Below are 14295 nucleotides of genomic sequence, written 5' to 3'. Positions count from 1 at the left end.
CCGCATCTCTGGAGAACCAGCACTTTGAACCCGTCCTCAGATACGAGCTCCGCGTCCAGGATCACCGATCTGCGTGGGATCGTTGGGAGCGCGGATGCGAGCACAGGAAGGCGATCAGTCCAGTTGGTGCCACCCGAGCGCGGAAACTGCTCCTCACCCTGCGGGGGAGCCGTGCGCCAAGAGGCGAAAGGTCACGGTCTTCGCGAACAACTTTCCTCGCATCGCAAGCAGGACCGTGCCGATCATGACGGCGGCGACCGCTAGGTTCGCCGCGCCGAACAGGATGCCGGCAAGGTCGGCAATCGCGCCGCTGTCGCCGCGAGCGAGAAGCTTCAACGGCGCCGTCGCCAGTGCGGTGATGCCGAAGGTGAAGGCCCAGTAGGAGGGCGTGAACCCGCCCGGGCCAATCCACGGCAGGAGGCGGAGGAGGATCAGCAACTGCAGCACGCCATAGCCGATCAGCGCATGGGCGAACACGTCCGGCGGGCCTTGTGTGACGCTGAGATAGGCGACCGCACCGACCGGCGCCGGGGCGAGTTGGATGCCGAGCGTCGGGCGAAGCGCGGCGGCGAGTTCCGGACCGGTCAGCATGCGCCCGAGCGGCACGGATTCGATAGCGAGCCAGGAAAAGAGGCCGCCGCCAAAGATCACTTGCCCCCAATCGGCATAGCCGAGCGCCGCGGCGGTGATGGCGGTGACAAAACTGCCGGCGACGCTCGGCAGATAGAGGACTGCGGTCGTTGCGGCGTGCTCGCGCTCGCCCCGCCAGAGACCGCCGGTGCGCCAGACCGCGAAGCCGAACGCGAAGGCGGCGCCGGCCGTGAACAGGATCACTGCAAGCGCGGGCGAATAGGGCTGGATACCGCCGGCGACGAGCATGGTCGCGACGCCGATCAGGCCGACGAAACAGCACTGGACGGGGTCCGCGACCTCGGCACTGGCGTCGTCGCAGGCGACGGACCATTTGGCGATGTAGAGGATCGTAAGACCCACCCATACGGCGATTGAAAGCCAGATGATCGCTTCGCCGACGACAGCCGGCAGGCCCCAGACCTGATGCGCCCAGCGCCAGACCGTGCCGAGACCGGCCAAACCGATGACCATGCCGAAGAACGAGGCCGGCACGACCGGAACCTTGATTCTCATGAGAGACCTCCAACCCGTGTTTCGGAAGCTTGGAGGAAGAAAATGTCCGCGGCCGACACGCGATAGGTGGGCCAGCAGGCTGCTGCCGTACGAGCCATTGTCGGAGACATCATCAGTGACGGGATAGAACAGGACCTGGAGCTCACTGGCCATCCGGCCCGTGAACCCGGTCCGACGCGGCCGACACATAAATTCCGGCGTGACCCAATTCCGAATAGCATGCCGGGCGCCGCTTATGTCTGCTTAAGCCTGGTAATCGTTGTTTCGGGTACCCCGGCAAAGTTGTTGGCCAACAGGTATCGCGGGCTGGATTGCATCCACTTGGCGAGGTCAATCTCTTCGAACTTGCCGTTGTCCCAAGTCTGCTCGATTTCCAGATCTTCATCGCCGACGTTCTTGATCGCGTGCCCGAAGCCCTGCGGAATATAGGCGACGTCGCCCGGCTGGAACTCGGCCACCTTGCCGCGCCCGCCCGAGCCGAAGAGCGCCACGCCGCGCAGATAGTAGTGCCACTCGTTCGCGTTCACGTTCCAATGCAGGTTTCGCATGGCGCCCGGCTTGATGCTCATCACGCCGCCTGACATGCTCTTGGAGATGGGCCACTCATCGACCGTCGCGAGGCGGAACGTGCCGCCATCGAAGTCGCGCGCCGCCCGGTTGTCGTGCAGCAGGCTGAACTTGTGCGTCGACTCCTTAGGCCAGGGCGCGTCGAGGGCTTCCGACGCGGGCAGCACCGGGCCCGCCTGGATGTAGGTCTCGCCCTTCGGGAAGGCGTCGAAGACGTCCTTCGGCGCGCCGAAGCTGAGCGCCAGCATGTCCTTGGGCGTCACGTCGATCCAGTCCGTGATCGAGAAGGTGCCGTGCTCGGAAAAGGCGCCGTTGTCAAACGCGAGGATGAAGTGGCAGGGCTTGTCGCCGATGGTCTGGATCGAGTGACCGTGGCCCTTGGGGAAGAACCATAGATCGCCCGGCCCGTAGTTGTTGATCTCGCTCGCCCCTGACGGGTCGAGAACCACCGTCTGGCAGCGCCCGTCGATGACATAGGCCCATTCGGCTGCGATTGCGTGCCAGTGTAGCTCGCGCGACCCGCCCGGATCGAGGAACATGTGGACGCCCGCGATCCCCTTGCTGATGGGGAACTGGTGGACGGTGGCCTCCTTCGCCCAGCCGCCCGACGTCACCTTCGGGCGGTTGCCGTCGAGCGAGAAGCGGAAATCGGGCGTGTCTGCCACCTCTTTGGGATCGTGGTAAGCGACTTTGTCGCCCGGAGGCAGCTCCGTCGCTGCTCGCGCAACTCCCCCGTCCCCCGGCCTGGACTGGAACGGCCCGGATTGCGCGTTCACAACTGTGGTTGTCGTCAGGAGGCCTCCGGCAGCGGTCACTGCCAGATCTGGCGGCGTGAAATGGAATCCATGACTTCTCTCCTTTGGTTTGGGCGGGCTGACATCACGAGATCACCATCAACCAAGGTCGGAATCCGACCGTTCGGATTGATCTTTCCTTTGACTTCTGGGCGTTCTTTGTGCGGTCCACCAAGAAGGGCGCGCCTCAAGGAAGGCGCGGGCGCTGTCCGCCATGATCAGCAGGCCGCCGGCCAACAGCATGACATCCTTCAGCACGAGCCGTCCGCCGCCTGACAGATAAGGGAAGCCGTGCTGCGCATCGCCAAGCGCAGAGACCCACGCGTCTGGCGTCGTGATCAGGAAAGACAACGTCACGAACGGCGTCAGGAACGAGAGCGTCGCGCCCACGATGCCCCATCGGCGCGAGAACACGCCGAGCAGCGTCAGCAGGCCGATCGTTATCTCCATAGTTCCGAGCCCGTCGGAAAAGCCATAGGTGTTATTCGCGGTCTGCCAAGCCCGCTCGGCCGGCTTCAACTCACCCTCGTGCGTGAGGTGCGCCTTGTACTCGGTCGGATGCTCGTAGAAGAACGACATAAACGGGCTGTTGGCGACGAAGGGCGTGATGCTGTCGGCTTCATAGGGCGCGAATTTGAGCGCGCCGATCCACAGGAAGACGATCGCGATGGCGACGCGCATCAGCGGGATGCCGACCCGATCGGAATGAGCGATCCAGAAAAGCGGCAGACGAAGATAGCCGATCATGAGTTCGCCTCAGGGGTTGGGATTGATTTCGGCGGCGGCGTCGAATGCGTCGAGCGCGCGGGTGGAATAGACGACGGCCGCGCCGGCATTGACGGAGACCGCAACACCCAGCACTTCGGCTATCTCTTCCCTGGTCGCACCCCGTTCCCGGGCCTCCGCGGAATGTACTGTGATGCAGCCGTCGCAGCGCAGGGTGACGGCGACCGCAAGCGCGACGAGTTCGCGGGTCTTTTCATCGAGGTGACCGTCCTTCTGGCCGGCCCGGCTGAGGGTGGTGTAGCCCTTGATGATATCGGGGTTGAGCTTGCCGAAGCCGCCGACCCCGGCGAGAAGCTGCTGCCGATATGTATTCCAATCCAGCATGTGCATGACGCTCTCCTCTTCGGTGCGATGTGAAACGCGGAATGAACGGTGAGATTGACTGTGTTCAGCGCTCCGCGTTGCGCGCCGAGGCGCGAGCGGGATAAGCCAGGACCGGCAATGCAAGGGCGCCGCCGATGAATGTTTTCTTCATCGCGTATTCGTGATCGTTGCGCGTCTGAACTCCGCGCTTGGGTTGGCGCATCCGCATTACATTCTCCTCATTCATTCGATGCTTTGGGAAATCGGTGCGAACATGGAATTGGCGATGCTCTCGCGGCGCAAAATCTGTGCGGACCGGATCAAACATCCGGATGCCGGGACTGAGGCGGCTCCTCTCAACCCGCTCAGTGCGATTGCTCCCCTGTTCCGGGTGCGCCCGGAAATTCAGGATGTGTGCCGGTTTGCCTTGCAATGGGAGGTCGCGCACGAAGCAGAGCCGACGGGCTTTGCGCAATTTCACATCGTGACCAATGGAAGTTGCCTGCTGGAGCGGTATTGCGGGGAAACGTTCAGGCTGGAAGCCGGCAGCATCCTTCTGCTCCCGCAGGGCGACTCCCACGTCGTGCGATCGGCGAGCCGCGGCGGAAGCCCTGGAGTGCCGATCAGAACCGAATACAACAACGCGATCAGGATCAAGACAAACACCCGCGACGCGAGCGACACCGAGCTGATCTGCGGCCGGCTGCGTTTCGAAGGGGCCATGTACAGCCTCGTCACCGCCGCTTTGCCAAAGGCGATCGTGCTCAGCATCGGCAGAACGGATCTGTTCGACCGGATGCGGATGCTCGTGCAGGCGATCGATGAAGAACTGCAGGCCGCGCGTCCGGGCGCAGCGACGATCGCCACCGAGCTCGCCACCGCTCTCTTCGTGATGATGCTTCGCATGCATTTCGAACAGTCCGCGTCATCGAGCGGCATAATACGACTGCTCGCGTCGTCGTCTTCGGCCAGAGCCGTCACCGCCATGTTGAGAGCTCCCGCGCATCCATGGACGCTGGACGAGCTTGCGGCGGAAGCGCATGTTTCGCGAGCGACCCTGGTTCGGATCTTCCGCAGGGAGGGCGATCTTCCGCCGCTCGGCTTCCTGAGTGAGTTGCGGCTCGGTCTGGCACGCCAGCGCCTCAGCTCGACGAATGCAACCCTGGCGCAGGTGGCGGCAGCGGTCGGCTACGACTCCGAGAGCGCATTCTCGCGCGCGTTTCGGAAACGCTACGGGATTTCGCCCGGTAGACTCCGGGCCCGTCATGAGGGGCGATCGCGAGTAAGAAATGACATCCAATCGGCCTAAGACGCTCAGACCTGATCAGGCCCGATGTCTCGGGCTATCCGGGAATGACCGTTTCTGGCGCCAACAGCGGACTCATACTTGCTGCAGTCGCAAACGCGGGCACTGTCGGCCCCATGTCGGTCCCGTTCTTGGTTTTGGTCCGCCGTCAATCCGGCTGCGGCCCGGACCGGCACAAAGCTTCCCTGGCCCCGTCATGCTTGGCTCGCAGGGTAATCTGGGTCAGCGCCGCGGTCCGAAGCACACCCACAGATCGGTCGTAGCCAGCTTTCAGAAGCGGAAGCGCAATCCGACCGTGGGGGCGATGTTGTTGCGCTGGAGAAAGCCGAAGGCCAATCCGCCATTCACTTGCGTGAACATGATCCCGGAATAGAGATCCCACTTTGGTGCAAACCGCCAATCGACAGCGGCAGAGATCCCGTCGAATGTCCCGGCGCATTGCGGGTGCTCGGTGCCGAAGCAGGGGGCGGGCCCCCCGGCGGCGGTGCCGAAGAAAGAATTCTGGATATAATGGTAATAGGCGCCGATCACATCCAGGTTTTCAGTAACAGCGTACTTGGCCCCTGCCCACATGACTTGGAAAGTCTTGTTGCCAAGACCGTTCACGCCGAAGGCGGTATTGTTGATATTCGTGTTGTTGAGCGCATCGCAGCCCAGACAAAGAAAGGTTCCCGCGATATTGGTGAAAGCGGTTTGCGGATTGCTGGGCGCCATGTATCGAATATGCTCGTAACCGGCGTACAACTTCAGCGGTCCGTTCGTGTATTTGGCCACGAGCATCACGGCTTCATTGTCGGAGATCGTCGCTGTGAGCGTCTGTGGCAAGAACGGCGGTATCGGCACCCCATTGGCGTTATTGCTTCCCGGCGCAAGTGCGAGCGACACGGAATCTCTGACATGGCTGTAAATTGCGTCGACCGAGAGCACACCTTTACCCCACGTTGAGATATCGCCGCCGGCTTGGAACTGGTATGCACCATTGGAGGCATTGTTCTGGGCGTAGCCGCCGAACTGCCACAGCGCCGCCGCCCGGAACTGGCCGACGTTGATCCGATATTTCAATGACGTCGAGTTTCTACAGTTTTCGGTATTGCCGCCGCCACAGGTTATTCCCTGAAAGCCGATGGGTGAGAAGCCGTAAGAGGCGCCGAACGGATCGTAGTCGAAGACAGCGTCCAGGGTCAGCGAGTTCTGTCGGAAAACGGTCAGGGTGCCATAGGTCGGAGAACTGACGCCGACATAACCTTGGCCGTTGAACCACTGGCCCGCTCGGCTTGAATCCGAGTAGGCGGTTGCAAAGTTTTGGGGGATGCCGGCGTTCGCAGCAATCGATCCCGGTCCATTGGAGAATCGCAAGGAATATGGGTCGAAGCCGGCATCCAGAGCAAAGACAACAGAGACGTTCCCGCCGATCGGCTCAGTTCCTTTGATTCCAATGAATGAATTGGTCAACGCGTTGGGTGCAGGGCCCCAAAGCGCCGAGTTGTTCTGTTTCTGGATTAAGTATGAGGCTCCGACAGCGGATCGTGGGTCCCACGGCGCGCCGTGGCTCTGCCAGCCGAACCCCGCGTCTATTGCGCCATAGACCGTGATGCCCCGCCAAGTCAGCTGGCAGTCCGTGGCAATAAAGTCCCAACCGTCGGTGCACAGCTTGGGCGCGGCGGTTGCCGCGGAAGCCCCGGTCGGAACGACGTCGGCGGCCCACGCCTCAACTCCGTAGGAGGCGCCAGCGGCTGCGATGATCACTGCAGCAAAAATGCCGAGCTTTGACATGCGAGCCTCCCTGGCTCAACAAGTACGATTGTAGGATGGTAAAGTTGGTCGGCAAGACAAAGTCGGCGCCATATGCAGCGACGCCAGAAAATTCCGATCCGAGTGGCAGCCGCGCCACAGTCATCTTAAAAGGCAACAGGTTCGGCGCCGACGATTGCTGTGGGGCGACCGCCGATGAGAGTCCGCTTGGGTCCATTCGCGACCGGTCGAGCCTGTAGCAAGTCCGGCCAGGTCCGCTATGCCGCCGAAAGCGGAAGTAAATTCAGAGCATTAGCGGCAACGCCATAGGCCATTGCGGGTTGACGGCGCTGTCCGAGACGTAAGGCTCCGAAACCGGAGCCTCAAATCATGCGCTACGAACTCAGCGATTATGAATGGAACCGCCATCAAGCCGATGCTGCCGAACAAGTCGCGCGGCGTTCGGCGTGCAAGTGTCCGTCGCGTGCTCAATGGCATCTTTTGGGTCCTGCGTTCAGATGCGCCATGGCGCGATCTGCCAGAGACATATGGTCCCGCACCACTTGTCACAATCGCTTCGTTCGTTGGGCGGGCTGGCGTCTGGGACCAGATCGTGGAAGCACTGGCCGCCGGCCATAACGCGACGGTGCAGATGAGTAAGCCATTCTCGCCCACATGGCGCACTGAGCCATGTCGTCAATCGTTGTACTTCGGTCCGCCATGATAACGGTACGCCTCGGGCTCGGTCGGCTGCGTCGCGTGGCGTAACACCATAGTCTTCCCGTTCCGCCTGGAACCACCATCGGTGTACGGATTACCCGGTCCCAGATTTTGACAATTGGCGTTGGGGTAGAACTGCGCGCAATAGCCGGGGTCTTCGATAACAGCCTGCGCCAGTACCGGAGTTGCGGAAGCTGCCGCGGCAACAGCGGCGGCGCCGATCAATGCTAATTTCATCTTGGTCTCCCTTGGAGAGTGTGTTGGGGTGTAAGGCTACATCGGAGCGCGATTGCCGTTACGCCAGTAAATTTCATTTGAGAAAGACGCGTCGGTGCGGGCGTTCCCGCGTTGATCTCATTCAAATTATTTAATGGCCCCGAGTTAGCCCGACGTCTATCTGCCTGCAGAGAAACAAGCAGGAGTTAGACGTCCGTGAAGGTCACCACCGGAAGAAGAGGCATACTGAAAACATTCGCTTTGAGCCTGGCTACAGGCGCGGTCGGCCTTGCATCGGCCGCGGCCAAGCCTGCAACAGCGGCCATCGAATCCGCATTGACGCCGCTCGGTGCAACACGTCTTGGCGCTTTAAAGAAGCGTCTCGCGCAGGCACCTCGCCGCCGCGACTTCAAGACGGTGCCGATGATCCTGAACAGCTCAGAACAATGGGATCACGAAGCATTGATGGAAGTGCTGTCCTACGGTCCTGCGCCAAGGCAGGCATGGGATAACACCGACATCGCGGGCCCCTGGCTGAACCTGATGCGCAACGCGCTCAATTCGCAGATATGGTCGTTCAAGCATCCTGACTTCCTCACCGTCTCGGTTACGCATGGTACGGCGAATCTTGCGCTCTATGATCAGGCCACGTGGGACAAGTATCAGCTCACACAACTGGCTGGCGAGGAATTCCAGACCAATACATCCATCGTCGAACGGAAAGCGGTGGCTGCCAATCCGGCGAACTATGAGGATCCGGCGGGCCCGTTCTCCGGCGACGATAATTCGATCCCGGCCCTGATGCGGCGCGGCGTTGTCTTCTTGTCCTGCCACAATGCAATTTGGGAACAGGCTGCGGCCCTTATCAAAGTCGATATCAATCCCGACAAGCTCTCTCATGCCGCGCTTGCGGCGGAATTGACCAACCATCTGGTGGATGACGTGGTTTTGATCCCCGGTGCCGCCGGCACCCTGCCCGAGTTGCAGCAGGTCGGCTTTCACTACGCAAAATAGCACCGGGTTAGGTCATGACATCTTTTCTTCGCCGTATTAATTTTGCATCGGCTGCCCTCGCCCAGGTCAAAGACGGTACGGCTGCCGCCTCCCATCCAGCCGCTGCCCTACGCGGCAGGACAGACGCGCTGCGCAGCGCTGCGCTCGCTCTGCTTTCGATCCGCTTCATTCAAGGATTCATCTATTGGGGCGGCGGCTCGCGTCGCTTCATCTACGCGCCCGCCAAACTCGATCCGAACGCCGCGAGTTGGATGGCCAACAAACTCCAATCGGCGATGCCGGGCGCCTTGCTCGGAACGGATCAGCTCATCGCCTATCTGCTACATCATTTCTATTTTCTCTATTCTTCGCTCATTCTGTTCAGCGCGGCCGAGCTCATCACTGGACTGCTCCTGATCACCGGCCTGCTCACCCGGGCCGCGGCTTTAGTCTCAATCGGCCTCTCCGTGATGCTGATGCTGATGTTCGGATGGCAGGGTGCAACCTGCATAGACGAATGGACAATGGCGGCTTGCAATTCGGCGATCGGCGCCACCTTGATGCTTGGCGGCAGCGGCGCCTTCTCGCTCGACAACGCGCTGCTGGCACGCAGGCCTGCGCTCGCTGGCCGGCCGTGGTTTCGGTGGATGTCTGGAGCCTTGCCGCTTCCGATGCGGAGTGAGCCGTTCCAGAGAGTCGCGGTCGCGGCGCTTGCTGCGACTGTCATTTTCAGTGTTGCCACCTACGATTACCTTCGCGGCTCGGTGGTCACTCCGTTTCATGGTGGACCGGTTAGTCCGAGCAAGCATCACCTTAGTCTAACGGACGGTGTCCTGCTCCCGAACGGCGCCGTGCGCTTCCACGCCTATCTCGATGGCGGCACGCCGGCAGCGCCTTCCAATGTGATGACTGCAGTCCTGAAGTCCATTGATGGCTCTGTGCTCGAGCAATGGGACGGAACCGCGTTGAGCCACCTGCCGGCTTCGGCAATCGCCAACGAGTTCTCCTACAATCGCTTTGCATCGGGTCCGTTCGGGCTTCGCGCGCAGATGGGTGCCATGGCGACGATCACGCTACCCGCCGCGAGCGTTTCGGACACTGGCAACCTCTCTCGCGCCGCGACGTTGCAGTTGCGCACCGTCAACGGCAACGTATTCAACGTCAGGATCAGAACGGAATAGAGCGAAAGAAAGCGAGGCATGTTGCATTCACTTTGGAACAGGCCACTTGCCAAATCGAAATCAGGAGCAGTCACATGGCCATGCTTGAATGTCAGCAGCTCAATGTGGCGAAATACCAAGCTTAACCCCGACACGATCAAGGGCTATCAAGCCCTGACCGCCGCTGGCCAAAACACAAATCTGCTCGGGCCGAAGACCCGTGAACTGATCTCGCTCGCGGTCGCCGTCACCGTCCGGTACGACGGCTGTATCGCCGTGCACGCCGAAGCGGCGGCGCGTCACCGCGCTTCGCGGGTAGAGATCGCTGAGGTGCTCGGTGTTGCGACCACCGTCAATGCCGGTGCAGCCCTCGTCTATTCCAGCTGGACGCCCATGAGCAGGTCGCCGCTGCGCCATGATCCTCCGCGGCCATTGGCTCGTCCCCATTCTGGGAGGGCTGCGAAGCTTCGCGCGCATGCTGAAGTTTGCATCGACCGCCGGACGGGCGCCGGAACTTGGGCACGTCTGTCGGAACCAGCTCCCGTTGTTCACGAAAGGGTCGACGCATGCGGACATGCAATTTCGACCACGCACCCAGACCCCGGAAGGATCGTGAATCGGAAGCCGTGCAACTTTACAATGGCGGCCACCAGGTTAAGGCCGAGACCCAGGCCTGACGTGTGGTTTACTCTATCCGACCGGTAGAAACGCCTTAGGACCGCGTCACGCTCGTGTTCGGTGATGCCGAGACCGGTATCCCTCACGCGCACGATATTCTCGCCTTTGCTGCGAAATAATTCGATCTCAACCTGCCCACCGGCGGGCGTAAACTTTATGGCGTTGTCGACGAGATTGGCCACCGCCTCGATAAGCAAGTCCCGGTCACCATGAGCGCTTAGTTCATCAGCTGACTGGATCAGAAGGGCGACACCTTTGTCTTCCGCTATCGGCTCGTACATGTCGACCACTTCGCGTGTGATTTCCGCCAACGCGACCTTGCCGAAGCCGGCCGACCGCTGACTTCTCTCGATTTCCGCAAGCCGCAGAATGGCGGTAATGATTGAAAGCGACTGATCTAGTGAGCCTAGCGTTTTGTCTGCGGCCGTCTGCAGTTGCTCCAATGTGGTGGCGTTGGCGCGACCGCGCTCGAGCGTCAATTGTGCACGCGTAAGTGGCGTGCGCAGGTCATGCGCGATGTCATTGCCGAGGCCCGCAAGGGCGTGGATGAGAGTTTCCATCTCGTCGAGCATACCATTTACTATCATGGCAAATTTGGAGAACGGATCGTCGGTGTTCCGATGCGGGAGTCGTTCACGCAAATTGCCGGCGACAATGCGCTGTACCCGCTCGTTGACTTCAACGATTCGCCTGCGGGCGCGAGCGTTCAACGCTACGCCGACCGCAAAGCAGAGAAGTACCGCCGAAAGCAGACCAAGCGCGAGCGCTCCTCCGACGACGTGCGCGATCTCCGCGACATCGTCGACGTTTCGTCCGATCACAAGCATGTCGCCGTTTGGCACCCTTCGTGCGATCAGGCGGACAGCCTGTCCTTTCTTCCCGCTTTCGTCGGCTCGGTCGATCACAGCTTCCTGTACCGCGTTGTCGGCCATAAGATTTGGCGGCAGGTGTTCCAGATTGCCCGCGATCCTGCGGTCATCTGGCCCAAACACCCCCCCGAGCCTAAGGCGGCCCGGATCCTGCTTGAGATAGTCATCTATCGCGTTGAGCCTGCGCTCCGGCGACAAGCGCGCGAAGAAGTCGATTTGCGAGGCGATCACACGATCGGATCGCATCGTCAGGTCATCCCTTGTTTTCCAGTAGACGAAGCCGAGCAGCGCGACGAGAAAGGCCGCAAACGTCATGGCCACCACTGCCGTCCACCACAGCGTTGTCGAGCGCATGAACTCGGACAGTTGCATAGAAAGTTTACCCCGTGAGCTCCAGTTTTCTGCCGACCCTGGGATGTGCTTGGAAGGCCTGGAATAAGGGAGCAATGACTTCGTCAACACCCCCTTCGCCTTGCCGCTTTCGCCTACCCTGCGGCAGCCCTGGTCCAGCTGCAAATGCAAGCCTAGTCCGCTCAAGTCGGGCGGTTCGATCCTACGGTGGTTGTTTGTAAAGTCGTGTAGGTTTGGGTCGCCCTATACCTTTGTTTGCTATCAGGACGACACCCTCCTGATGCCCTGCTGACGTCGACAAGGCCAGCGGAAGCGTTCGAACTCAGGCAGGGCTCAGGATCTCATTTGCCCGCGTCGCCTCGACGTTCACTTAGGGCAATTTCGATGCTGTTGATCAAGACGGATCCCGCGAACGGCTTGGCCAGGAAGGAAATGGCTCCGGCCCTCAGGGCTTGCGTGCGGACGTTCTCTTCCGGAAAAGCCGTGATAAAGATGAATGGTGCATTGTAACCTTGGGCGCGCATGTGCATCAGAAGGTCCAAGCCGCCCATAGCCGGCATCTGGACGTCCGCAATGACACAAGACGAGTCGTTCAGGCAGCTCGACTGCAAGAACTCCTCAGCCGACGCAAATGTATAGACCCGGTATCCGTGCGAACTTAGAAGATTGTCGGTCGCGGTGCGGACGGATACGTCGTCATCAACGACCGAGATTACCGAAAGCATGGACAAGGCAGGACTTCCTGAGGCGGGAGCAAGGGGCGCTCGCATTAGCACCGCCTCCGCCAAAAGTGGGCCGTCAATCAGGTTTGTGAAGTCATACTTAGGTTTACACACCAAGGACTTGATGCGCAAACACGAACCCGTTTGCCTGTTACACGGTGGGGCCTGGTCTATTTCGCGCCCTCGAGCGTAGTCAAATATTCAACGATTGTCCCAACATCTTCCGGGGCCACCGGCGCCTTGTAGTTATTGATCATCTTGTTAACTTCCGTGGCCCAGGCCTGCTTGGACAATGACGGTTGATTCAGCACCATGTCAGCCGAGTGGCAGGCGAGACAATTGTTATTTATCGCATCCGAACCGGGACCGTCAGGGAACATCTTGTCGCTGTCCGGCAGGTCGATCTTCACCGATTTCAGCTCGACTGGTGTAACGGCGCGCGCGACGAAAGGTGTCGACGCGATGCTCAAGAGAACGGCCAGCGGCAGCAAGTTGCGAAACATCGTGAACACTCCGTCAAACTGCCATGATATCGGTGGATTCGATGACGTTGCGCATGAAGCCGGCCGGATTCCAATTTGGCGTGTCTGGTTGCGCGACACCGTTGCTATTGGTGCAGCGGATCAGCACGCTGTATTCACCGGGGGTTGGCAGTGTTATGTGCGTCTGCCACTGCCGAAATCCATACTTGCCTTCGTCCTTCCCCAGTTGCGCCTGACGCCAGCTTTGGCCGCGGTCGATCGAGAAATCGACGCTTGCCACGCCGCAATCGCCCCCGAAAGCAATGCCGCGCAACAAAGAGGGTGCACCAGCGTTTACCTTACTGCCGGACGCAATATTCGTGACGAAGGATCTCGGCACCATACGGTTGATCGGAATCATCTTCACGCCTGTTTCGCCCGGCTTGATGCTCGCATGCGGCGTGTCGGGAATCGTGTAGGCAATTTTTGTCCAGTAATTGGTATCCGGTTGCTCCAGCACCTCGATATCGTTCAGCATCTTGACCCAATAGGTCGCATACCAGCCCGGCACGACCAGCCGCAGGGGAAATCCGTTCACCAGGGGGAGTTGCTCGGCGTTCATGGCGTAGGCGATCATCACCTCGCCGTCGCGCGCGTGGTCGATGTCCAGCGACTTCATGAAATGCGGCGCATCTGCCACCACGGGCTCATCCAGTCCTTTGAATCGCACCTGCACAGCGCCGGGCTTCACGCCGGCCTTGTCCAGCACGTCCTTGAGGCGGACCCCGGTCCAGAGCGCATTACCCATGGCGCCATTCGCCCATTCCCCGCCGGGCACGCGAGGCTGGAAAAAGCCTCGCGAGTTGCCGGAACATTGGTTCACCGCGGACAACTGAACGCTCGGCAATCCGTGAAGGATATCATTCAGCGACAGCGACAATGTCTTGTTCACATGGCCGCGCACGGACAGTCTGAACTTGTCAATGTCAATGTCGGTCGGAATGAGCGCCCAGTGCCAGCGTACGTAAAACTGATCGTTGGCGGTGAAGACGCCTTTGTCGAAAACCTCAAACGGGGTTTCCAGAAGCGGCGGACGGGTCCGCTGCAGGATCATCGGTCCCTTCTGCGGAAAGGCGGTCGTGATATCGCGCGCTCCGGGACCACCCGGCAGCGGAAGATCAACCATTCTTTGCGCCCATGCCGGCTTTGAGAGAGCCGCCCCTGCTGCCCCTGCCACGGCAAGAAGTCGCCGCCGCGTCACCATGTTACGAAAAGCACCGTTCTCCGCCATTCAAGCCTCCCCGACTGTCCGCTTGGCCGCACTAGCACGGGCCATCACCGGCTCAGCACCCATGCGAGGCTAGCTTGGTCAGGCGCGAACGGCTTGACCTACAAAGATTGCTTCGAACGTCGTAATGGTTTGGGCTACCCTATACTTCTGTTTAGCCATGGGGGCTCGTTGCGGACGCGCTCGCTTCGCCAAGTTGTCTCG

General features: G+C 60.5%; 13 protein-coding genes and 2 pseudogenes. 5 read left to right on the top strand and 10 right to left on the bottom strand.

Going from position 1 to position 14295, the window contains the following annotated elements:
- Nucleotides 1-153 precede the first annotated feature (153 nt).
- From tehA to IVB05_RS17360, 4 genes are all read right to left on the bottom strand, one after another.
- Nucleotides 154-1146 carry a dicarboxylate transporter/tellurite-resistance protein TehA gene (gene tehA, locus IVB05_RS17375; protein ID WP_247785774.1) on the bottom strand — a complete coding sequence of 331 codons (993 nt, stop codon included), beginning with the start codon at nt 1144-1146 and terminating at the stop codon, nt 154-156.
- 233 nt (nt 1147-1379) lie between these two features.
- On the bottom strand, nt 1380-2378 hold the full coding sequence (locus IVB05_RS17370) for a cupin domain-containing protein (RefSeq protein ID WP_247785772.1): 999 nt from the start codon (nt 2376-2378) through the stop codon (nt 1380-1382).
- Between the two features lie 228 nt (nt 2379-2606).
- Nucleotides 2607-3254, bottom strand: a complete 648-nt coding sequence (gene rclC, locus IVB05_RS17365) for a reactive chlorine resistance membrane protein RclC (protein ID WP_247785770.1) — start codon at nt 3252-3254, stop codon at nt 2607-2609.
- Between the two features lie 9 nt (nt 3255-3263).
- The gene (locus tag IVB05_RS17360) at nt 3264-3623 is read right to left on the bottom strand and encodes a carboxymuconolactone decarboxylase family protein (RefSeq protein WP_346771861.1); all 360 of its coding nucleotides are present in this window, start codon (nt 3621-3623) and stop codon (nt 3264-3266) included.
- A 154-nt stretch (nt 3624-3777) separates the two neighbouring features.
- Here IVB05_RS17360 and IVB05_RS43515 point away from each other — a divergent pair, with 154 nt between their 5' ends.
- Complete coding sequence (locus IVB05_RS43515) at nt 3778-4905, top strand: AraC family transcriptional regulator (protein WP_276578770.1); 1128 nt, start codon at nt 3778-3780, stop codon at nt 4903-4905.
- Between the two features lie 267 nt (nt 4906-5172).
- On the opposite strand, the gene IVB05_RS17345 is transcribed toward IVB05_RS43515, so the two are convergent.
- Complete coding sequence (locus tag IVB05_RS17345) at nt 5173-6675, bottom strand: porin (RefSeq protein ID WP_247785768.1); 1503 nt, start codon at nt 6673-6675, stop codon at nt 5173-5175.
- A 345-nt stretch (nt 6676-7020) separates the two neighbouring features.
- On the opposite strand from IVB05_RS17345, the pseudogene IVB05_RS17340 reads away from it, so the two are divergent.
- Nucleotides 7021-7288: pseudogene (locus tag IVB05_RS17340) on the top strand (transposase); the annotation flags it as partial.
- A gap of 41 nt (nt 7289-7329) precedes the next feature.
- On the opposite strand, the gene IVB05_RS17335 reads toward IVB05_RS17340, so the two are convergent.
- A complete protein-coding gene (locus IVB05_RS17335; protein WP_247785766.1) occupies nt 7330-7590 on the bottom strand; it encodes a hypothetical protein in 261 nt (86 codons plus the stop codon).
- Nucleotides 7591-7785: 195 nt separating this feature from the next.
- Between IVB05_RS17335 and IVB05_RS17330 the strand changes: the two genes are divergently transcribed.
- The 3 genes and pseudogenes from IVB05_RS17330 to IVB05_RS17320 all read left to right on the top strand — a co-directional run.
- On the top strand, nt 7786-8583 hold the full coding sequence (locus IVB05_RS17330; protein ID WP_247785764.1) for a transcriptional initiation protein Tat: 798 nt from the start codon (nt 7786-7788) through the stop codon (nt 8581-8583).
- A gap of 14 nt (nt 8584-8597) precedes the next feature.
- On the top strand, nt 8598-9743 hold the full coding sequence (locus IVB05_RS17325; protein WP_247785762.1) for a TQO small subunit DoxD: 1146 nt from the start codon (nt 8598-8600) through the stop codon (nt 9741-9743).
- 18 nt (nt 9744-9761) lie between these two features.
- Nucleotides 9762-10037 (top strand): annotated as a pseudogene (locus IVB05_RS17320) (carboxymuconolactone decarboxylase family protein); the annotation flags it as partial.
- A 233-nt stretch (nt 10038-10270) separates the two neighbouring features.
- Here the strand turns inward: IVB05_RS17320 and IVB05_RS17315 are convergent.
- From IVB05_RS17315 to IVB05_RS17300, 4 genes are all read right to left on the bottom strand, one after another.
- On the bottom strand, nt 10271-11641 hold the full coding sequence (locus IVB05_RS17315; RefSeq protein ID WP_247785760.1) for an ATP-binding protein: 1371 nt from the start codon (nt 11639-11641) through the stop codon (nt 10271-10273).
- 320 nt (nt 11642-11961) lie between these two features.
- Nucleotides 11962-12345, bottom strand: a complete 384-nt coding sequence (locus IVB05_RS17310) for a response regulator (RefSeq protein WP_247786756.1) — start codon at nt 12343-12345, stop codon at nt 11962-11964.
- Nucleotides 12346-12512: 167 nt separating this feature from the next.
- On the bottom strand, nt 12513-12845 hold the full coding sequence (locus IVB05_RS17305) for a cytochrome c (protein WP_247785758.1): 333 nt from the start codon (nt 12843-12845) through the stop codon (nt 12513-12515).
- A 13-nt stretch (nt 12846-12858) separates the two neighbouring features.
- Nucleotides 12859-14067 (bottom strand): molybdopterin-dependent oxidoreductase, encoded by a 1209-nt coding sequence (locus IVB05_RS17300; RefSeq protein ID WP_247786755.1) that lies wholly within the window; start codon nt 14065-14067, stop codon nt 12859-12861.
- Nucleotides 14068-14295: the final 228 nt, after the last annotated feature.

This window comes from Bradyrhizobium sp. 170 (genome assembly GCF_023101085.1).
Lineage (GTDB): Bacteria > Pseudomonadota > Alphaproteobacteria > Rhizobiales > Xanthobacteraceae > Bradyrhizobium.
This window is presented reverse-complemented; position numbering and strand designations above follow the sequence as displayed.

What these genes read in the sequence shown, in the direction of transcription:
- tehA (WP_247785774.1), bottom strand. Translation starts at nt 1,146, where the DNA reads ATGAGAATCAAGGTTCCGGTCGTGCCGGCCTCGTTCTTCGGCATGGTC.
- rclC (WP_247785770.1), bottom strand. Translation starts at nt 3,254, where the DNA reads ATGATCGGCTATCTTCGTCTGCCGCTTTTCTGGATCGCTCATTCCGAT.
- IVB05_RS17360 (WP_346771861.1), bottom strand. Translation starts at nt 3,623, where the DNA reads ATGCACATGCTGGATTGGAATACATATCGGCAGCAGCTTCTCGCCGGG.
- IVB05_RS17345 (WP_247785768.1), bottom strand. Translation starts at nt 6,675, where the DNA reads ATGTCAAAGCTCGGCATTTTTGCTGCAGTGATCATCGCAGCCGCTGGC.
- IVB05_RS17335 (WP_247785766.1), bottom strand. Translation starts at nt 7,590, where the DNA reads ATGAAATTAGCATTGATCGGCGCCGCCGCTGTTGCCGCGGCAGCTTCC.
- IVB05_RS17325 (WP_247785762.1), top strand. Translation starts at nt 8,598, where the DNA reads ATGACATCTTTTCTTCGCCGTATTAATTTTGCATCGGCTGCCCTCGCC.
- IVB05_RS17315 (WP_247785760.1), bottom strand. Translation starts at nt 11,641, where the DNA reads ATGCAACTGTCCGAGTTCATGCGCTCGACAACGCTGTGGTGGACGGCA.
- IVB05_RS17310 (WP_247786756.1), bottom strand. Translation starts at nt 12,345, where the DNA reads ATGCTTTCGGTAATCTCGGTCGTTGATGACGACGTATCCGTCCGCACC.
- IVB05_RS17305 (WP_247785758.1), bottom strand. Translation starts at nt 12,845, where the DNA reads ATGTTTCGCAACTTGCTGCCGCTGGCCGTTCTCTTGAGCATCGCGTCG.
- IVB05_RS17300 (WP_247786755.1), bottom strand. Translation starts at nt 14,067, where the DNA reads ATGGTGACGCGGCGGCGACTTCTTGCCGTGGCAGGGGCAGCAGGGGCG.